The organism is Pseudoalteromonas sp. NZS71, assembly GCF_015864715.1.
Lineage (GTDB): Bacteria > Pseudomonadota > Gammaproteobacteria > Enterobacterales > Alteromonadaceae > Pseudoalteromonas > Pseudoalteromonas arctica.
In genome coordinates this window covers 17,002-37,931 of record NZ_JADYWS010000035.1, presented here as the reverse complement: position 1 = coordinate 37,931, position 20,930 = coordinate 17,002, and the positions used below count along the sequence as shown (strand labels likewise).

16 protein-coding genes and 1 tRNA gene are annotated in these 20,930 nt (G+C 38.6%); 8 read left to right on the top strand and 9 right to left on the bottom strand.

The features are described 5' to 3' along the window. Positions 1 to 116 precede the first annotated feature (116 nt). A complete protein-coding gene (locus I6E85_RS18495) occupies positions 117 to 2,618 on the bottom strand; it encodes an ABC transporter permease (protein WP_024590484.1) in 2,502 nt (833 codons plus the stop codon). Continuing rightward, positions 2,608 to 3,321, bottom strand: coding sequence for an ABC transporter ATP-binding protein (locus I6E85_RS18490; RefSeq protein ID WP_008137049.1), 714 nt, complete (start codon positions 3,319 to 3,321; stop codon positions 2,608 to 2,610). The genes I6E85_RS18495 and I6E85_RS18490 overlap by 11 nt, the downstream gene beginning before the upstream one ends. On the opposite strand from I6E85_RS18490, the gene I6E85_RS18485 reads away from it, so the two are divergent. Both I6E85_RS18485 and I6E85_RS18480 read left to right on the top strand, forming a co-directional pair. Then, positions 3,322 to 3,945, top strand: coding sequence for an arylesterase (locus tag I6E85_RS18485; protein ID WP_024590485.1), 624 nt, complete (start codon positions 3,322 to 3,324; stop codon positions 3,943 to 3,945). Positions 3,946 to 4,055: 110 nt separating this feature from the next. Continuing rightward, a tRNA-Pro gene (locus I6E85_RS18480) sits at positions 4,056 to 4,132 on the top strand. Positions 4,133 to 4,409: 277 nt separating this feature from the next. Here I6E85_RS18480 and I6E85_RS18475 read toward each other — a convergent pair. Both I6E85_RS18475 and I6E85_RS18470 read right to left on the bottom strand, forming a co-directional pair. Continuing rightward, entirely contained in the window at positions 4,410 to 4,658 is a 249-nt protein-coding gene (locus I6E85_RS18475; RefSeq protein WP_024590530.1) for a hypothetical protein, read from the bottom strand. 90 nt (positions 4,659 to 4,748) lie between these two features. Beyond that, entirely contained in the window at positions 4,749 to 6,386 is a 1,638-nt protein-coding gene (locus I6E85_RS18470) for a cyanophycinase (protein ID WP_197237225.1), read from the bottom strand. Between the two features lie 262 nt (positions 6,387 to 6,648). Between I6E85_RS18470 and I6E85_RS18465 the strand changes: the two genes are divergently transcribed. The 3 genes from I6E85_RS18465 to I6E85_RS18455 all read left to right on the top strand — a co-directional run bounded on the left by I6E85_RS18465 (position 6,649) and on the right by I6E85_RS18455 (position 8,649). Then, a complete protein-coding gene (locus tag I6E85_RS18465) occupies positions 6,649 to 7,236 on the top strand; it encodes a hypothetical protein (protein WP_197237224.1) in 588 nt (195 codons plus the stop codon). 98 nt (positions 7,237 to 7,334) lie between these two features. Then, a complete protein-coding gene (locus tag I6E85_RS18460) occupies positions 7,335 to 8,249 on the top strand; it encodes a zinc dependent phospholipase C family protein (RefSeq protein ID WP_197237223.1) in 915 nt (304 codons plus the stop codon). 1 nt (position 8,250) lies between these two features. Further along, on the top strand, positions 8,251 to 8,649 hold the full coding sequence (locus I6E85_RS18455; protein WP_002960664.1) for a hypothetical protein: 399 nt from the start codon (positions 8,251 to 8,253) through the stop codon (positions 8,647 to 8,649). A gap of 23 nt (positions 8,650 to 8,672) precedes the next feature. On the opposite strand, the gene I6E85_RS18450 is transcribed toward I6E85_RS18455, so the two are convergent. Both I6E85_RS18450 and I6E85_RS18445 read right to left on the bottom strand, forming a co-directional pair. Further along, the gene (locus tag I6E85_RS18450; RefSeq protein WP_197237222.1) at positions 8,673 to 10,943 is read right to left on the bottom strand and encodes a bifunctional diguanylate cyclase/phosphodiesterase; all 2,271 of its coding nucleotides are present in this window, start codon (positions 10,941 to 10,943) and stop codon (positions 8,673 to 8,675) included. Between the two features lie 126 nt (positions 10,944 to 11,069). After that, on the bottom strand, positions 11,070 to 13,919 hold the full coding sequence (locus tag I6E85_RS18445; protein WP_024590536.1) for a UvrD-helicase domain-containing protein: 2,850 nt from the start codon (positions 13,917 to 13,919) through the stop codon (positions 11,070 to 11,072). Between the two features lie 282 nt (positions 13,920 to 14,201). Between I6E85_RS18445 and I6E85_RS18440 the strand changes: the two genes are divergently transcribed. The 3 genes from I6E85_RS18440 (at position 14,202) to I6E85_RS18430 (ending at position 16,560) form a co-directional block, all read left to right on the top strand. After that, the gene (locus tag I6E85_RS18440) at positions 14,202 to 14,939 is read left to right on the top strand and encodes a hypothetical protein (protein ID WP_024608098.1); all 738 of its coding nucleotides are present in this window, start codon (positions 14,202 to 14,204) and stop codon (positions 14,937 to 14,939) included. Between the two features lie 114 nt (positions 14,940 to 15,053). Beyond that, on the top strand, positions 15,054 to 15,971 hold the full coding sequence (locus I6E85_RS18435; protein ID WP_101163927.1) for a M14 family metallocarboxypeptidase: 918 nt from the start codon (positions 15,054 to 15,056) through the stop codon (positions 15,969 to 15,971). 169 nt (positions 15,972 to 16,140) lie between these two features. Next, the gene (locus I6E85_RS18430; RefSeq protein WP_024590539.1) at positions 16,141 to 16,560 is read left to right on the top strand and encodes a hypothetical protein; all 420 of its coding nucleotides are present in this window, start codon (positions 16,141 to 16,143) and stop codon (positions 16,558 to 16,560) included. Positions 16,561 to 16,585: 25 nt separating this feature from the next. On the opposite strand, the gene ccoG is transcribed toward I6E85_RS18430, so the two are convergent. The 3 genes from ccoG to I6E85_RS18415 all read right to left on the bottom strand — a co-directional run bounded on the left by ccoG (position 16,586) and on the right by I6E85_RS18415 (position 20,930). Further along, entirely contained in the window at positions 16,586 to 17,968 is a 1,383-nt protein-coding gene (gene ccoG, locus I6E85_RS18425; protein ID WP_024590540.1) for a cytochrome c oxidase accessory protein CcoG, read from the bottom strand. A 145-nt stretch (positions 17,969 to 18,113) separates the two neighbouring features. Then, a complete protein-coding gene (locus I6E85_RS18420) occupies positions 18,114 to 19,532 on the bottom strand; it encodes a sigma-54-dependent Fis family transcriptional regulator (RefSeq protein WP_101163926.1) in 1,419 nt (472 codons plus the stop codon). Between the two features lie 93 nt (positions 19,533 to 19,625). Further along, a complete protein-coding gene (locus I6E85_RS18415) occupies positions 19,626 to 20,930 on the bottom strand; it encodes an AarF/ABC1/UbiB kinase family protein (protein WP_101163925.1) in 1,305 nt (434 codons plus the stop codon).

Sequence of the window (20,930 nt, the reverse complement as noted above, 5' to 3'; positions counted from 1 at the left end):
TGCTCGCAAAGACACAAAAATATCCAGTTAGGTATAAACGAAAAAACACCACTCGTTCTTAAACGAGTGGTGTTAACGTATTAGGTGGGCATTTGCAGGAGCGTGTTAGTTTAAACTTACCCTAGGGCACGCACTAATCCTTGGGTGTTTTGTTTAAGTGTTCGGGCAATCATTAAATAGCCTAAACCAGCCACAAATACACCGCCAGCTACCGGACCAATAATCCATATATGCGGATGTAACTTACCTGCTAAATCAAACATTTGCTGCTGCACAATTAAAAGCGCTATATCACTAAAAAATGCAGCCACTAAGCCAGCTAAACCGCCGAGTAATAAAAACTCGTACAAGGTCGCGTTTTTAATCAATCGGCTTTTAGCGCCAAGTGTTCGCAGTATTACAATTTCTTGCATACGCTCACCTAAACTAGCTTGCACTTGCGATATAAGTACAAGCGCGCCACACAGCACAACAATGGCAAGTACAAAGCCAATGGCGAGTGATACTTGCGAAATAGTTGTTTGTATTTGCTTAACAAAGTTGTCAATATCAATCGCTGTAATAGTAGGGTAAGTACGCAATAACTGGCTAAAGTCACGCTTTTGATCTGGGTTTATACGTACCGACGAAATATACGTCGCCGGAAAATCTGCAAGTACATCTGGGCTTAAAATAATAAAAAAGTTAGGTTTAAGCGTGGCCCAATTAACTTTGCGCACACTGGTAATTTTAGCGTCGAACGATTGCGAACCAATTAAAAATGTAAGCGTATCGCCTATCTCAACATCTAAACGCTCAAGCATCGACTCCTCTACTGAGGCTTCAGCCATCGCATTTTCACCAAACCACGTGCCTTGTGTTACTTCATTTTGGTCAGGCACATCTTTAAGCCATGTAAGGTTTAGCTCGCGGCCAATACCTGCACGTGCTTCTTCGTCTTTTTTCTCGTTGTCTTGCAGCGATACTGAACGTGCTACCAACTCGCCATTCACCGCATTTACGCGTCCACGAATAGTGGGATAAAACTCTGATACCTGAATATCTTTTTGAGCTAAATACTCATTAATTGGCTCAAGCTCATTTTGCGTAATATTAACTAAAAACGCATTAGGCGCATCGGCAGGAAGTTGCGATTGCCAATCAGATATCATGTCGTTTTTAAGTACCACTAAAAACAGCAGTAATTTAATCGCTAATGAAAAACTAATTAACTGTACCGCGTTCACATTTGCACGCTTTTGAATAGATGCAATTGCAAGCGACCAACTGTTACCTGGCTTAAGCCCTAATTTTCGACCGCCACCAAATATTAATTTAGATATCAAAAACAACACACCAATTAGCGCAAGTGTTGATATAAACAAAATAAGCGTTATTTTTATGTTGTTACTGAATAACCACATTAATAAAAACACGGTTAGCGCACTCATTCCTAAATGCACACGACTAACTGCCAATTTGTCACCTAAGTTACGGCGCAGCACTCTAAGCGGTGGAATATCAAATAAATCAAATAACGGTTTAATAGAAAACATAACGGCACAAATTACGCCAGTGCTTATAGCCACCAGCCAAGGTTTAAAGCCACCTAAAGGTAGCTCTGTGCCCATACTTTTTGATAAGTAACTTGTTGCTATTTCTTGCAAGCCATAACCAATTAACAGCCCAATACTTACCGCCATTGCACATACAAGCAATAAATGGAGCATGTATATTTTGCGGATCATTGAGCGGCTACCGCCTAGCGTTTTCATCATCGCTACTGGATCGTATTGGCGTTCACAATAACGTTTTGCTGAAACGGCTATAGCCACTGCGGCTAAAATAATACCTAATAGGCCGGCAAGTAATAAAAAGCTCTCTGCACGGTTTAAACTATTTGAAATAGGTGATTGACGGTCTTTAACGCCGTACCATTGTTGGTTTTCTTTCATTTGTGGTTTAAGCCACTCGTAAAAGCTATTTATATCGGCCTCACTACCTGCATAAAGTTGGCGATAATAAACACGACTACCTGGCTGCACAACTTCGGTTTTTGCCACATCGTCAATATTAATAAGCACACGACGGCTGCTCGAAAATACATTAAATGGCGCGTCAGGCTCTTCTACAATAACTTTTGAAACATTAAATAATGCAGCGCCAAGCTCTACTTGCGCGCCTATATCAATATTTAAACTGTAAAATACTGATTCACTTAGCCACACATTACCAGGCGTTGGTCCGCTATTAGCAACCTTAGTTTCACCTGTTAAGGTATCTTTAACTTTTAACTGCCCTTTTAACGGGTACGCATTAGATGCCGCTTTTACTGAGCTAAACTGCATTTCATCATCGGCAAACAACATAGTGTCGAAGTACACCATTTGCGCCGTTTTTAAATTTTGGCTCTGTGCTTTAGTAATAAAAGCAGTGTCGAGAACATGATCGCTTGCAAGTACACGGTCTGCTGCAATAAAAGCACTGCTTTTTTGCGCAATACTTTGCCCTATTCGCTCAGTAACCATAGACAGTGTAAGCACGGTTAAAACAGCAAGGGCGATAGCTGCGCTTATAACTGTTAGCTCACCACGGCGAAATTCTCGCGAAAATAACTTAAGCGCTAACTTAACCCACATTAGCAACGTCCTCTACTTGGCTTTTTACCAGTAAGCCCGCTTCTATTTGAATAATGTGCTCACATTTTTGTGCAAGCCCTTCATCGTGAGTCACCAAAATAAGCGTAGTGCCGTGTTGCGTGTTTAAATCAAATAATAACGACTCAATCATTTTACCGTTTTTGCTGTCTAAATTAGCCGAAGGCTCATCAGCAAACAATATTTTAGGCGTACCAATAAATGCTCGCGCAATAGCAACACGTTGCTGTTCACCGCCAGAGAGTTGCGACGGGTAATGATCAATTCGATGGCTCAAGCCTACTTTTTCAAGCAAAGCAATTGCTTGCTCTTTTGCATCACTTTCGCCAGCAAGTTCTGCTGGTAGCATAACGTTTTCTAGTGCAGTTAAGCTTTGTACTAACATGAACGATTGAAACACAAATCCAATTTTAGCCGCGCGCAGTGCAGCACGCTCTTCTTCATCTAAATTGTGTAATGGCTCGCCATCTAAAAATATTTCGCCGCTGCTTGCGGTATCCAGCCCTGCTAATAAACTGAGTAACGTTGATTTACCAGAGCCCGACGTACCAACAATAGCAACAGACTCGCCATGCTTGACATTAAAGCTGATGTCGCTGAGGATGGGCAGCTCACCTTCAAAGGTAGAGACTACTTTAGACAAACCATTAACCTGAATTATATTTAATTGAGAAAGCGCTGACATATGACTCATTCAATCCTTCGTTTAGTATTCATTTTATTTTTAGTTATCAAACCGCTGAGCGCAGCAGCCGACAACACGATTTTAATACTCGGTGACAGTTTAAGCGCAGCCTACGGACTTCAACAAGAAGAAGGCTGGGTAAAATTGTTACAAGATAAATACGATGACGAACAAGCCGACATTGAACTTATCAACGCCAGTATTAGTGGCGAAACATCTGGTGGAGCCCTACGCCGTTTAGATACATTGCTTGAGCAATACGAACCCACTCATGTACTTATTGAGCTAGGTGCTAATGACGGTTTACGTGGTTTTCCTGTCAAAAAAATGCAAACTAACTTAACGTCTCTTATTCAAAAAAGCCAAGCAGCTAATGCGATGACCGCCTTAATGGAGATTTACATTCCCCCTAATTACGGCCCGCGTTACAGTAAAATGTTTACAGACACTTTCTCGCGCGTTAGCGAAGAGACAAATGCGCATTTAATGAACTTTTTTATGCTCGATGTTGCTGGTCAACCTGAGCTAATGCAAAACGATAGTTTACACCCTAACAAAAAAGCTCAGCCATTAATACGCGATGAGATGTATGACTCGATCAAAAAGTGGTTAAATAAAGACTAGCCAATTAATATACCGCAAGAGTGTCTTTTTAGGTCTCTTGCGTAATAAACACCCAAACAAACAATCGCTTATTGATTTTTAAAAAAATACACGTACTATTGCATACAAATCGGTATGTGGCGCAGCTTGGTAGCGCACTGTCATGGGGTGGCAGGGGTCGAGAGTTCGAATCTCTCCATACCGACCAATTAATTACCTCTATATCAATAAATTAAACTTCTCTTCAAAATATAGCCAAAACTCATCTGTTTTGATTCTACAATTTATCTGTAGCACTATCTTATTTATCTAAGCGCACTTAATAAAACAGAGTTTAGCTGGCAAGTTTTGTGGTTTTTGAGGGGTTTGTATTTAATTGTTATTAACTTGAAGTGGCCTTTGTGGAATCTGTATGAAGGCATTTGATTTCAATTTATTGAAATTAAAATAAAAAAGCGCACTAAGCGCTTTTCTTTACTAGAGTACTAGTGCTTGCGCCCTACACCATTACGTACCATGTCTTGCCCTGTTTGGAATACGTCTTCTGTAATACCGCGCGCTAAAAGTAGCTTTTGTTGGTCGTCAAACACAGCAACAAAACGGCTGCCATCTTTGTTATTAGTAGCCATACCAACACCGGCAACACCTTTAAGTCCAAAACCACCGTTTTCGACATCTATTAAAAAGCTTTCTAGTTCGGCTAAAGTATCAATTACGTCATTTTCATTATTCATTTTAAAACTCTTTTAGTAAGGCCTTGATCATTATGGTGGCTATTTTATAGAGAAGAGCCAAAAACTTAAACCCTTGGCTCAGGTTAGTAACTAAATAGACTTTATAGCTAACTCTAAATTGCTTAGCGCACAACCAAACTCTTTTGCATTAACGCGATGATACTGTGTGTCACTCGTTGCTGTAAGGCTAATTATAAACTCATCTTGTTGAGCTACCGCACTTTGCTCTTGGCTTAGGCACATCGCTTGAGTAAGTGATCGCAGTTTTGAATTTGTTAAAATTGAGCCAAAACGCTGCACTGGCAGTGGAGGTATTTTTATAGCGGGTAACGCTTCATCTATTGTGCGTGCGCTTAAGGTAAACGTGTTATTGGTAATTTCAATTACACTGCTTGTAGGCCAATACGAGTAGCTATAGCTCTTACTCTCAGGTTGTGCTTTACCTTGGTTAGCTAAATGCACTACACCACTTTTGCCTATTACGGTTATTAAACTACCTTCTGGCGATTTAATAACAACCAAAGCCGTATTTTCGTCAATACCAAAACCATGTTGAATCTCTGTTTTAGTCTTTTTTACTTCATTTTTATTTAACGCCGCTGCGAGCCTAAATGTACGGTTTTGTTCGCTAAACTGAGTATCTAGTACACCAAAATTAAAGCTGCCAAGTCCACCAGCATTAGTGTTATTTTCATTTTTGCGAAGTGCCTCAAGGCTTGTCGTATTTGTAAGCATGCCCGTCACTTTACTTTGGATTGCTGCGCCCGCGCCTTCACCTACAATTACTGGGCGAGTTTGCAATGCTTGCGTCCACGGGTATGGATTATTGTTTTGATCAAATAATACCTTGTGAGTTAATGCTGCATTACCGCTATTAAACATCACACCGGTACTATTTTTAATAAGTGATACAAGTGCATTAGTGCCACTTTTGCATAAAGCGTATTCGGACTTTGTGTACTCTGGATAAATTGCTTCCCGGTTATACACATTCATTAATGTATTTCTAAGCGCAGGTAATTCATCGCACGAGTTACTCGTAATCGCTTTAGCAAGTGCTGGCGTTAGTGCTAACCATTGAGTGTTTATATTTGATTGTGCTAAAAGACTCTGCGCTACATCTGCCGACTCATAAGGGTCGCGGCTCGATGCCGTAATAGCAAGCATGGTGGGTTTTGCGTTATTAACTTTTAAACTGCCCGACACAAATTGTAAAATACTATTAGTCGCGACCTCAATATTAAAATCGGTATTTACTTGCTCTTTTAAGCGCTCACCGTTTTTATCAAGTAGCGGCACTTCTAGCATATCAAATACAAAGTTGTACTCTTGCTGAGTCAGGCTTTCTAATTGCTGGTTATTTATATCGCGCCATAGCCATAATAAATCTGTTTTAGATACACTATTTGACGATTTACCTAGCAAGGTTTTAAGTGTTTTTAATACAGCCGTTTTTGCCTCAACGTTATTATTAGGCCAATGCTGCGTGATGTTTTTTATTTGAGCGCTGCTAACAGCATATAAATTATGTGACTTACCATCAATAGCAGTCTCTTTTTGGCAATTGTTAAGCTTTGCGCTAGTACAGGTAGTAAGCTCTGACCCCACTAAAATTAAAGTTTGGTTTTGCTCTTGAGCCACTGCATTTATTGAATATCCAACACCAAACAATGCCACTAACATACCTAGTAACTTCGGCTGTTGATCACGTAAAAATGCACATATCATAATGTAAACTCTAATATAAATAATAAAACTAATGTGTTGTAGTTTAACAGCTAGCCACTTGCGCCTAAATATATTTTTATAAATGTTAAATAATTCAAGTCTCTGAAAAACGTTCGGGTTAAGCACTGCATTTAAATACATTGTTTAGTTTGCCCCTCTATCTTTGTAAATATCATCTAAACAAATTTAAACGGAGCATTTATTGACCAATTTCATTGTTTAAATTACGGTGGTGAATTAGTTTATGTAACTGGGGTGAAATATGGACTTTTCTAATGAAGAGATAAATTTTTTTGCTGAGTTATTTAAGCCTAATAAAAAGTCACATGCGCACAACAGCCACGTTTTAACGTTACAAAGTTCAGTACCAGCCAATATTGCTCACTTACTTAGTAGCGCTAATTTAACCCTGCTCGCAGAAGTTGCACACTATCAGTTATGGTTTCCGTTGGACTTAAAAATTGATAGCGCCGGTATAATCAAACCTATTTTAAACGCCCCCGAAGTAATAGACACACAAGGCACACTGCGTAGTTGGCGCTGGAGTGAGCTAAATATTAAAAGCCAAGGGTTTAAAATTGAATCAATATCAAACACGGGGATGTTTTTAAAACCCCTCAGAAAAGGTAACCATTTAAATAAATCGCAGCACATGGAATTTATTTTGCCTAACAAACAATGTATTTCGATGGAAATAGAACCCGTAAGGCAAAGCACGCAAGGTATAGCCGCTAAAATAACGCAAATTCATAGCGGTCAAGAGCAACTAAGAGCTTACCTATTTGAAGAACATAAGCGTCAACATGCTAAATTATACGAGAATGGCCAATTAGTTGAGCAGCTACTTTAATAGGTGTTTACCCCGTTATACTTGCATTTAGTTGGCTTTATTTAACCCCCTCTCAATGTTAATCTGTACCCTTATTAATAAATCATAAGGATATGACAATGCCAGGTGCTTTTGCGCACATCACTGCCGTTAATATTGCAACGCAAACCAAGTCACTCGCTAAAATGGATATGCCTAAAAAAGCAAAGCTTATTTTAAGCCAACGCCAAGCATACCTTGAACTAGGCTGTGTAGCCCCCGATTATCCTTACTTAGCTGTAGCGCAGCCTAGCCAAAATGCGTGGGCCGACCTAATGCACTATGAGCACACAGGCGATTTACTTAAAGCCATGATTGAACACTGTAAAACACTTGAAGGTGAAGCATTTGAAAAGTGTTTTGCCTGGTTATGCGGTTATATGGCCCATGTTGCTGCAGATATAACAGTGCATCCGGTTGTTGAATTAAAAGTAGGCCCTTACGCGCAAAACCAAACGGCGCACCGTACCTGCGAAATGAATCAAGACGCGTTTATTTGGCAACGTTTAAACTTAGGTGAGTTAGGTTATGCTGATCGCGTGCAACAAAATATTGGATCTTGTACTAACAAAGACGATAATTTTGATACCGATATTGCAAAAATTTGGCAACATGCTTTATTAACGGTTCACCCAAGCTACGCAGCACAACACGCTCCTCACTTTAATTCATGGCATAACGGTTTTCAGCTTGTAGTAAATAATGTTGAAGAAAGCTATCGATTATTTGCCTGTGCACGCCATGTTGCTGCTGATTTAGGCTTGTTTTATCCTCGCCCAAACGAAGTAGACCCCACTTTTATTGAACAACTAAAAACGCCGCACGAGCCTATGCACTACAACGATATTTTTGACTTTGCCGTTAGTAACATTCAGCACTACATAACCATTATTGCCAATGCCGTATTTTTAGATACTGATTACAGTGCAATTAAAAATTGGAACCTAGATACAGGCTACGATGAACACAACACGATGACGGTATGGAGCAAATAAAATGAAACACTTACTTTATATAAGCCTCATAGTATTACTTAGCGGTTGCTACACTCCTAAAAAAAACAATCCAGAAGTGATGGCCGACTTAGCCTCACAATTAAAAGATATTGCTACAGCCGTTGATGGCACACTAAAATTTAGTGAAACATCCTATTCAACAACTGATGAGTTATTAAAAGCCGCTGTTAATAACGATTTAAGCAAACTTGCACCTTTTGGGGAATACACGCTTATTGTAAACGTACAAGATGATAACGCAGTGCTACTTTTATGTGATGCCAATACGGCTTTAATTGAAGATGCAGGCTGTACTGCTCAATCAGATATACAGCATTGGGGAGCAGGAGTTATTCATCAGTGCGAAATAACTATAAACGCCCAACAGCTCTGTAACTAGGTAATAAAATACCTGCTATACATTTAAAGTTGAGCCGTCATCTCTTTGGGGTTAAACACTAAGCCATGGCGGCTAACATGCTCTGCAAAATTTTCGGCTGACATTGGTTTAGCAAAGTAAAAGCCCTGAAATTCTTTACACCCCATTTGCGTCATTATTGCTACTTGCTCTTGGGTTTCTACTCCTTCGGCTACACACTTAATATCAAGTTCTTCACACATAACGTGCACCGCTTTAACTAAACTTTTTTGACGCGTAGAGCTCGTTACTTGGCTTATTAATGAGCGATCTAACTTGAGCTTGTTAATAGGGTAATCGGCAAGGCGTGCAATATTAGAATAACCTACCCCAAAATCATCGACCGAAATAGTAAAACCCCACGATTGCAGCGTTTGCATAAGCTTTAGCGAATGCGCTTGGTTTGCCTCAAGAGAGGTTTCAGTCAGTTCTAACTCTATTTGAGGTGGCTTTACATTAAAGTCGGCAAGGTATTTAACCAGTTTTGACATAAAATCGGTTTGGCTAAAATCAATTAGAGATATATTTATTGCCACCGGCACACTCGGTAAACCCGCCTTAGTCCAATCAGCAATTTGAGCGCACACCTTTTGAATAATCAGGTCGGTTAGCCGACTAACCATTCTGTATTCTTCTGCAATAGGAATAAATACCACTGGCGACACATTACCCAGTATTGGACTGTTCCAACGCGCTAAGGCTTCAAGCCCTATACATTGACCCGTTGCATCTACTTTAGGTTGATAGTGCACCGACAAATCGCCTTGTTGAAGCGCTTCATCTAATAACATTGAAATTTCGTATTTTTCGATAAAAGCTTGTGATTGTTTTTCGTTATAACCACTTAGAGGCATATTACAATTTGCTAGTTTAAGTGCTTCGCATGCATTGCTAAGTACTGTTGTGCTGTTTTTTCCATGATCAGGATACTTTGCAAAACCAAATAAAAATGATTGCTGACACTTAGTGCCAAATACATTATATGTTTTATCTAATGTATTTTTTATTTGCATTAATAGCTTATCTTCAAGCTCGCTTTGCGAGTTTGTCCCAATTATAAAAGCAAGCTTTCCTACTCCTATATGAGCACACAAAAGGGGTCCATCTGGCATCGCTTTTAAACGCTTGTACGCGTTAATAAGTAATGCTTGAGAGTCGGCTTTAGTGAGCTTCAAATTTAAGTATTCACTATTTGCACTTTGCGCAACAACGATATAAAAACCTTTTTGGTATTTGCTTGTTAATCTGTCGCATTGCAGCTCAAACCATTCTCTATTAGGTAGTTTTGTTTGCGAGTCTCTAAAGCGTAAACGTTTATTTTCTTGTTCCATCATCGATAAGTTTTGTTTAATGAGCTGCTCTTGCGTGCAATCGTAAAAGTCGTATACACGGTAGTTTGTACTCATTGTTATTTGCTGATAACTGGCTTTAAAATAACTTTTTTTGTACTTCACAATTTTATTTTGAGCATTAGAGTCGTCAAAGACTAAGGTAGGAAATAAATGAGAAAGATTAACGCTTCCTTCTTTTAATTCTTTTTTTATACCAAACATATCAATAGCATGTTGATTAAAATCAGTAATGACAAGATTTTCGTCAACAATAATTTTGGCTTTATTTGATTCGGTGAACAGGCTTCGATAAAGCTCATTTTTATCTTTAAGGTGTGTATTAGCGCTTATCATTGTTTTGTTTAAACGCTTAGCAGCCACAATTGTGCGCGCCACAGCAAGGGGAATACAAATGTTAAAAAATAAAAATATAAGCCCTGTAATGTATAAGCTGGCATCGGGAAGTTGCTGAGCTATGCCGGTTAAACCCGAGACATCAACGTTATTGATGATCATATAAAACGGCGCAATATTTAATACGCCATAAGCAAGAGCTGTTCTATAACCAAGTAGCATAAGTGCTATTATCGGGCAAGAATACATATACATAGAGCCCACTTTAGCAAGCTCTAGGTCTGTTAAAAATAAGTTCATTGACACGCTAGCAGCTACAATGGCTATTAAAAGTGCATGAGCGCTAAAGTGATAAAAACGCTTACTTGCTATAAGTAAACCACATGCAGTAGCAAGAAAGCTGCTTGTTAATACAACAATATAAATTAAGTTAAATTCAATAGCGCTTGTGTACGTGTGGCACGCCACAGCAAAGCATAACACCATTACTAATGATAGAATAATGCGCAGTGCACTTATTCGCCAATTGGCAACCTGACCAGGGGCTGAATAATGGTCATTTAATAAAAAGAACCTATTGAAAAAATGCATAATAAACAACAGTTAAAGCTCATTCTTCTATTAGACATTGATAACTTGTTAAAATCAATAAAATGAATATAATTTCTATTTACATAGTTCTATAAAATAGACAGGTGTAAACCTACCTGTTAGCCGTTAAACAATCATTTTTCGAGTGTTTTTACAGTTATCATCTTTAAGAGCGAAACCACTGCACCCTAAAAACTCACCGTGCTTAGATTTGCGTTTACGCATTTCGCGACCACACTTTTCACAAATTGGGTGCTGCGTTTTACACTCTGTATTCACACATTGTGAGTACGTGTTTTTATCAATCGATGGGCCACTACAGCTTTTACACACTCGTAATTTAGTTTCGCAAATTTGCGTATTAGTACAACTATAATAATCACCATATTGACCCGTTTTTGGCACAATTAAACCGTCGCTGCACGTACTACACTGTCTTTGCTTTAGTTGCGACTTATTAAACAACGTTGAAGCGATTTGAATGGGATAATTGTCATTTACTAATTCTTTTACAAACGCTGAGCATGCATAAGGGTCTGCAATTAAATACGCTTTATGTTTAGCACGCGTAATACCTACATAAAGCAAACGCCTTTCCTCTGAGTGAGTGAATTCATCTTGCTCTGGTAATAACGACTCCACCAGCACATTATTTTGATTATCGCTAGGAAACCCTAATTTACCTTGTTCAAAACCAATAATAATACAGTAATCGGCTTCAAGCCCCTTAGCGCTATGCAATGTCCAAAAATAAAGAGAGTTTGTATGCTTTTTATCTTTTAAATGTTGCTGCACGCTATTTAACATGTATCTATATCTACTAAGTATGGCAATGCTCGCTGATGCATCATTTTTTTGAATAGTGCTTATGCTCTGTTGTACTTTCATTTCTATCGATTTAGTACCTTGGTATAAATCGTCTAATAAAATAACTTGTGGTGTGGTTACTTGTGTATGTGTGCTGATCTGCTTTTTATATTGCTCAGGGTTTTGCATTACAAAACGCCCTGCTACATCACTAATACTATTGTTATATCTAAATGTTTTTTGCAGCATAGTAAGAGAGTGGCTGCCCACTAATTCATTAAAGCGTGTAGTAAGCGCTAAATTACCACCCGAGAACCGATAAATTGCTTGCCAGTCATCACCAACAGCAGTAAAGCGTATTCCGTTACCATGTTTTAATATGGCATTTATGAAAGCCATGCGCGCGCTTGATATATCTTGAAACTCATCAACTAAAATGTGGCTCCATGGAATATTAAAATCTCCGCTTACTATCGCCTTTGTTGCTTGAATAATCATGTCGTCAAAATCAATGGTACTTTGCGCGTTTAGTTCATTTATATAAGCATCATGAATTTGCACTAACAAGTTTGCATATTGCTGGTAATTTTTAATACCACTTTGCTTAATGCGCTGTTCTATTTGCTTATTACTTAGTTGCTCCACTCGAATAGCTTGTAAACATTTTATGTACTTATCAATCCCTTGCTGTAACTGCCCTGAGTTATTTAAAGTATGAAATATTTCGTCGTTACTTAAAGGTGTTAATTCAACATTATGCTTCTTTAATTGCTTTGCGAGGGTTTGCTCTAGCTTTCCTTCTACCCAGTTGTAATGAAAGGTCTCGAGTAAGGTGGTGCCATTTTGTTTATGCAGTTTGCGCTTAAATGCAACTTGCTCGTTATAATGTTTTTTATCTATATCGGCACGTGTATTCCCTTGCCTATCAATGCCAAAGTGCTCTAGGTAAATATCATATTGAGGTATATAAAAGTCTGGTTGGTATTGCCCACTTAGCTCTGCGCCTTGGCTAAAGTGATAATTCACCTCATAACTGTGCGGTACGCAATTCAAATGTAGCCAGTTTGAAATAAGCACTTCCTGATAACTTTTTACTTTATGACCCGCAAGGCTACGGTATTCGTTATCGCGTACGTACCGCTCGTACTGTGCATTATCTTTAAAGCTAAATATATCAATCGGCTCATGGAGTAAATCTAAAAATGCTTTTAAAAACTGTGGTTCGGTTTGTATTTTTTTACTTACCCACCCAGTTAACCAACTATTTAATTGAACTGGGTCAGTTGCAAATTTTGATAATTCGATTGGCTTTTTAGCACTTTGTAGTAATTTAAGCCCAAGCGCATGAAACGTTAAAATAGTGGGTGCTTTGGTATGCAATTTTGCATGCGTGGCGCGTTTAATAAAGCGCTCTTTAATCTCATTTGCTGCTGTTTTATTATAGGCCAGCACCAAAATTTGCTCAGGCTTGGCAATATTGCATGCTATTAAATCTAAAGACTTTGCTACCATCACAGATGTTTTACCTGTGCCTGCTGCCGCTAATACTAAATTTTTATCGTTATCGCGTATTACCGCTAAGCGCTGCTCTGTTGTTAATGGATTTGACTCTACTTGATTAAAAAAGTCATTTTTAAGAGTTAGTTGTTTTTTTTCATATTTATGGCGCAACTGTGCAATTGCATCGTGAGTATTGGGTGTGGTGCTTAGTATATTTAAAAATTTAATACTACTTGGCGATAAGTGTTGTTGCCACACACTTGTACTTTTAGCGTACTGCTTGGTAAGCAAAAACACATCATTATTAAGTGTTTTTATGGAACTATCACGTAAAAACTCATCTAAAGCATAGCGCTTAAGCGAAATCTTTGCGTTATTTACCTTTTGCTCAAGCAGGGTTGAAAACCGCGTGTTAAGGGCCGTATTTAAAGCGTTCGCTTGTGATTTGTTTAAAAAGCTAATTGATGTATTGCTACTGTCGCACAAATTAATTTTGGCGCTAAATAAACGGTTTTTAAGTATTGAGTAATTATAAAAGTCTTTAATTAAAAATGTCCGTGCGGGAGCACCTCTAAAATGCACAACAAGGCGCTCTTGTTCAATAGCTACGTGTTTAATACGGGTAAAAAAACGGCCTAGCCAACTTGGAGTAGCAATATACTGCGCCATAATACTCAATATGAAGATATGCTTTACCTTAATTGTAACATACTCTTTTGTAATACATTTAGCGCTAAATCGATGCTTACTTAGTAAACAATTTAATTGGTAAGTTAGTTTTTAAACCTAGTGGTTAATACTTTATTTACAACCACTAATAAATTTAAACATTTATAGATAGCTTGTTGTGTAACAATGCACATATACAAACTTACACTTCATATAATTGTTAGGTATATTCCCAATTAAACAATTATTTACAGCCTAATTAAGTGGTTTAAAGGAGCTAACATGCTTAAAAAATGCATTACCACAACGGCTTTAATTTTAGCATTATGCGCTTGCACGTCAGAAACAGAGTCGGATTTAGTAAAAACACAAGGTATCTGGGCAGGTTTTGAACTAGTTTCTGACGGTAACCGCACGCGTGTTAACGCAGAACTAAATGCAGGCGATGCTAATGGCTCTAACATTGTTTTAAGCGATAGCGACTCATTACAAGCTGTTGTTAATAGCACTGCTATTGTACTTACAAAAGATACCGACTTTTTAGACGTTGATTACCAAGCGTATATAAATGCCACTGACGATAACCAACAGTTTGATATAAAATTTAAACGGGATGATGGCATAAATGCTAATTCGAGCGTGGAGTTGCCTTTAAATTTTATTATTTTAACCCCGAGTAACAATCAAAATTTTGATATTAATAGTCCCCTTACAGTTCAGCTAGATGGCACTGATCCTAATAGTACTAGCCAAGTAGAACTTAGCAGTAGCTGCACTAACAATAATAATGAAACACTTTTACAATCAACGCTTTTTGCGCTTAACACTTCGCGCCTTGAAATAGATCTGCAAAGTTTAGATATGTTTAGCAGCTCGCAAGTAGATCAAGGTAAAACGTGTGATTTAACAATTAGTGTTAAACGCGATCGATTCGGTAGTATTTCGGGTGAATACGCAAACCAAAGCTATATTAAATCCCAGCAATCGCGCGCTATAAAAAATATGACTTTAACGTTTTAATTTGCACGCTAATTTACTGAGCGTTAAGCTACGCCTTTATTAAGTAACTCTACCAATTGTAATTGCCCTCCTTATTTATAGGAGAGCTAATAACAATTGATATAAAGGTTTATTATGACTAACAGCACATACCCTATTGGCACACCTGGACAAAAATGGAATAACAGCGATAAAGCCCAGTGGTTAGCACGCCAAAACATTAAACGCAGTTACCAAAACGAAGTCGTAACGCTAATTAATGACCTTAAGAGCACCTTAGATATAGAGCAATACGGCGAGCTTAATTACACCGCTGGCACTTACCCATTATATATATTAAAAACGCCTAACTTTAATGCTAATAAACCAACTGTTTTAATCACCGGTGGTGTACATGGCTACGAAACCAGTGGCGTACATGGCGCACTTAGGTTTGCTAAGACATCGGCTATGCAATATTGCGAACAGTTTAATATTATTGTTGCACCCTGCATTAGCCCTTGGGGATATGAGACTATAAACCGCTGGAACCCAGATGCTATTGATCCTAATCGCTCATTTTACGAGGGAAGCCCAGCTCAAGAATCAGCCGCTATTATGGCGTTTGTAAAATCATTAGGTACTGACTTAATCGCTCATATTGATTTACACGAAACAACAGATAGTGATAACAGTGAATTTAGACCCGCACTCGCTGCGCGTGAAGGCACTACAAATACTAACTGGAACATACCTGACGGGTTTTATTTAGTTGCAGATACCAAAAAGCCTGAGCCGGAGTTTCAAAAAGTCATTATAGAAAGCGTTGCAAAGGTAACTCATATTGCACCGAGCGATGAAAATAACCAGCTAATAGGCGTACCTCAAGAGCAATTTGGCGTGATTAACTATGCAGCACGCGATTTAGGTTTATGTATGGGCTTTACTGATGCACCCTATGTAACCACTACCGAAGTGTACCCAGATAGCCCAACTGCCACCGATGAAGAATGTATTTTGGCACAAGTAGCCGTTATAACGAGCGCGCTAAATTACATTAAAACCTCTATATAAGATTAATCACCCCTTCAAATACGGGTATTCATTAAATTCGATACCCGTTAAAACAACTATGCACAAGTAACAACCTAACAACTTAACAACAAAAAATAACCCAAAAGAACTGGTTTTATTGAATTTAAAGGTATAAGGTTAGCCTTCCCTCAAATTCAAGGAGTATACATTGGGGTTTAAAAATAAATATGGACAGGTAAGCCTTTACACTGAAAATAACGTTGTTATCGCTCACTTTACGGGATACATCACCTCAGGGCTTCTTCGTGCGTTTAAAATTGAACTATGCGAAAAAATAAAGTCACTCAAAAATCAGCCTTGGGCCTATATTAGTGATTCTTTTGATGTTTTGGCTGCAACGCCTGAGGCAGAAAAAGAAATGATAGATATTAGCCATTTAATGAAAGCAAACAACTGCCTAAGTAGCGCGTTTGTACTCACATCAGCTATCGCTATAAATCAAATGAAGCGCATTTTAGAGTGTGCAAAAAGAAACGTTAATTTTAGTGAGTGCATATTTACCGATTTAGATAGCGCTAAACAGTTTATCTCTCACAACTTAAAAAGTAAGCAAGGCCAACTGATATAAAATAATTGACCTTGCTTTATCAATCTTAGTTTTTGTAAAACTGACTATCTTTGGTTATCGTAATGCTGGCGTTTTCTTGCGCTGTTACAATAAATTGTAACTTACTCACTTTACGCTCAATATCGTAACCATCGGCTGTTACAGTAACGGGGACTCTTTTCATCGTCCCAGGCTTTACAAGCGTAGCTCTCGGACTTGAGAGCGTTGCTCCTGGTAAACCCTCTATGGCAATACTGTAATGCAGTGCTTGCTGCGTTTTATTAATAATAGTAAGTGTATAAGGGTTTTCTACAAGGCCCTCGTAGTTCACTCTATAAAGCGCATTCCTATCGCGTAGTACTGAGGCTTCTATTGGTGTACGTTGCAGCATCCATGCAAACATAGAAATGATTAACAAAGCCGTTAATGCGCCGTACCCTACTAGTTTTAACCTAAATGGATTGGTTTTTTTACCTTCCATTTGTTTTTCACTCGCGTATTTAATTAAGCCTTTTTCGTAACCAAATTTCTCCATGGTATCGTCGCAGGCATCAATACATAAGCCACAGTTTATACATTCATATTGCAATCCATTTCGAATGTCTATTCCTGCAGGGCATACCTCTACACACAAGTTACAGTCTACACAGTCACCTAAGTTAAGCTCTTTTGGATCAGCTTTGCGTTTACGTGGCCCTCGGCTTTCACCTCGCTCGTTATCATATGTAACAAGCAACGTATCTTTATCAAACATAACAGCCTGAAAACGAGAATAAGGGCAAGCAATTGTGCACATTTTTTCGCGTAAAAACCCTGCATTGCCATAAGTACAAAAAGCGAATAAAAACACCCAAAAGCTCGTTATACCTGACCATTCAAACGTAAGCATTTCCATATACAAACTTTTTGCCGGAATAAAATATGCCATAAACGAGGTCGCAGTTAAAACTGAAATAATAATCCACGCACTGTGCTTAGTTATTTTTTTGCGCCAAGTGCTTAGCGTCCACTGTGATTTATCTAATTTCATTCGCTGATTTCGAGTGCCTTCTATGCGTTGCTCTACCCACGAAAACATGAGCATCCATATAGTTTGCGGGCACGTATAACCACACCAAACCCGACCAAGCCAGTTAGTTACAAAAAATAATGCAAAAGCCCCCACCATAAATAGCAGAGCTAAAATCATAAAATCTTGAGGAAGGAGTGTTAGACCAAAAATAGTAAAGGTTTGCGTTGCCACATCAAGCAGCACAGCTTGTTGTCCGTTATATTGGATCCACGGTATTGCAATAAAAGTTAGCATTAACAGCCAACCTAAATTACGGCGTATGCGCTGAAAAAAGCCTTTTTGCTCGCGGATATAAATTGGCCCTTCGGTGTTATAGGGCTTAATGATCATGTCTTCTTCTTTGATATCAAACTTCATAGTACTTGCTTCATAATGACGGGTATTAAGCAAGTATTTGCAACTTTCAGACCAAGCTGAAACTTTATTTACATCATTGATATTAAACAGTTTATTTCAACGCAATAAAATAAAATTCGCGACATTAAACGCGATTCGCGATATATCACGATTTTTTAGTGATTCCTAACTTTCGCATTTTTGAGCGTAGTGTACTCTCAGGTAAGCCCAACTTAACTGCTGCCCCTTTATCACCCGATATTTGCCAGTGCGATAACGCGAGAACAGAGGTTATATGCTGCTTTTGGGCCTCATCAAGCGTAAGTGAAGGGTTAATAACTACTTCACCACCCGCTTGCAAAGGCTGACTTAGCTGTAGTACAGCCTGATTAGATAAAATAGCTTCGCGTTCAAGTACATTTTGCAGCTCTCTAATATTGCCTGGCCAATTGTAGGCTTGCAGCTGCGTAATTGCTTTTTTACTTAGCCCTTTTAAATGTTTACCCAGTCGTTTATTTATCTGCGCAATTAAATTAGCGCATAAATAAGGAATATCCTCTTTTCGATCTTTAAGGGCGGGTACTTTTATAGGAAATACATTAAGCCGATAATACAAATCAATTCTAAACGTGCCTTTTTGTACCATTTCCCACAGGTCGCGGTTAGTCGCTGCAATCACTCTAATATTTACTTTTAGCGTATTGCTGCCACCCACACGTTCAAACTCTTGTTCTTGCAGGACTCTCAGTAATTTACTTTGCGCCTCAAGTGGAAGCTCTGCTATTTCATCTAAAAACAAGGTGCCTTTATCAGCAAGTTCAAAACGCCCTTTACGGCGTTCATTTGCACCTGTAAACGCGCCTTTTTCATGGCCAAAAAGTTCCGATTCTAGCAAACTTGGGGTAAATGCGGCGCAATTTACTTTTATAAAGGCTTGTTCGCTACGCTTGCTTAGTCGATACAAATTACGAGCGACTAATTCTTTACCCGTGCCATTTTCGCCAAGTATAAGCACTGTGCTGTCGGTTTCACTTACCAGTTTTATTTGATCTAACATGGTTTGAAATATATGACTTTGTCCAACTAGCCCTGAGTCTTGCCAATCTTCGTTAAGTTCTGCAATTAAGTAGTTGTTTTCATCTTTGAGCTGCTCACTTAAATGATTTACTTGCTCAAGTGCCTCTTGCAAAGCATTTTGTGTTTGTTGTTGCAGTGATATATCGCGAAATACCGCTACAGCACCAATTAACTCATCATTTTTATAAACCGGTGTTGAGGTGTATTCCACTGCAAATGAGCTGCCGTCTTTACGCCAAAAAACTTCATTTTTAACTTCACGACGTTTGCCGTCAAACATGGTGCAATATATTTGGCATTCATCAGCGGGATAAGGTGTGCCATCAGCATGAGTATGGTGATGATATTGGTGTATTTTTTTACCTAATAGTTCGTCAGCGCACCAACCTGTCATGCGCTCAGCGGCAGGATTAACAAACACCGCATTACCCGACAGGTCAAAACCGTATATGCCCTCACCTACTGCGTTTAGCAATAATTTAGGATCGTTTAAAAATTGTTTTATCATAAATGTACCTCGCGAAATATCGCGAGCATTATGGCAATTTTATACATTAAGTGCACTCATTACTTAAAATGCACTTACGTGTAAATTAAAACGCTATAAATAGTGCTGAAATAGCGTTTTTACATCTATTTTTGCACCTAGCCTTGCGGCTATTAAGTAAAGTCCTGCAAGTTTTCGGTGAATAAATAGCGCATCAACGGGCGGTGTATGCCATTGCTGAGATTGCCCACTAAGAGCAAGCCCTGCATTTTTAATTTTGAGCGCTAGTTCGCTATTTTTAAAATCAAACTCCCCTTCTGCTCTCAGTGGCTCGCACGCCATTAAGAATAAATCAATGACGTTGTTTTTATACTCATCAACTAAGTCATTTTTAAAATAACCAATGTGTGAAGCCGCTCTAAGTACACCTTCTCTGTTGTTTTCACTACCCGCTTTAAATAAAGCTAAATAAGCGCGGCTAAGCTCGGTTGACATTTCTCGGGTGGCGCCAAAATCAAATAAAACAATTTTTTGTGTATCAAGCTGATAATGAAAATTGGCAAAATTAGGGTCGGTTTGAATTAATTTAAATTCAAACATTTCTTTAAAAAACAAATCAATCAGTTGCTCTGCAACAAAGCTTTTTTGACTATCAGGTAGCTTTGTAATGCTCTCAATAGGTTCTGCTTTTATATACTCCATAGTTAGCACTTGTTGTGTGCTGTGCTCTGGATATACGTTAGGCACTTTAAAGTGGGGATTAGTTGCTAATGCATTTTTATAACGTATTAAGTACTGAGCCTCACGTTTATAATCAGCCTCGGCTAATAACTGTGCCTTAGCCTCACCAATAAGTGGTTTAATATTAAGATCTTTTGGCAATAATCGAGAAATCGTTAATAAAGAAATAACGTTATCTACATCACTTACTACACTTTTTGCAATACCAGGGTATTGAATTTTAACAGCAAGCTGATCGCCATTTTCTTTATAAGCTAAATGAACTTGCCCTATAGAAGCCGCTGCAAAAGGTCTTAACTCAATATGAGAAAAACGCGCTAGCCACTCATCCCCCCATTGCTCTTTTAACACTTCAACAAGCTGCTTATGAGGCATTGGATTCGCGTCTGAGCGTAGTAAAGCAAGTAACTGAGCCAATTCAGGACTAAGTAAATCACCGGCATCCATTGAAAGTAATTGCCCGAGCTTCATTGCAGCGCCACGTAAATGTGATAGCTGTGTGGCTAGTTTTTCAATGTTTTTAGGTTGTAGTAGTAAGCTTTTATTGTCCCAACCTTTACCGGTTAGCGCGCTCTTAGCGCCATCAACTAACATGTTGGTAGCAACACCTGTTGCGAGTGAGCCTAATTTTGCAAAGCGAGAAAGCCGAGAAGTGGGAACAGTACGAGGAGCCGCCAT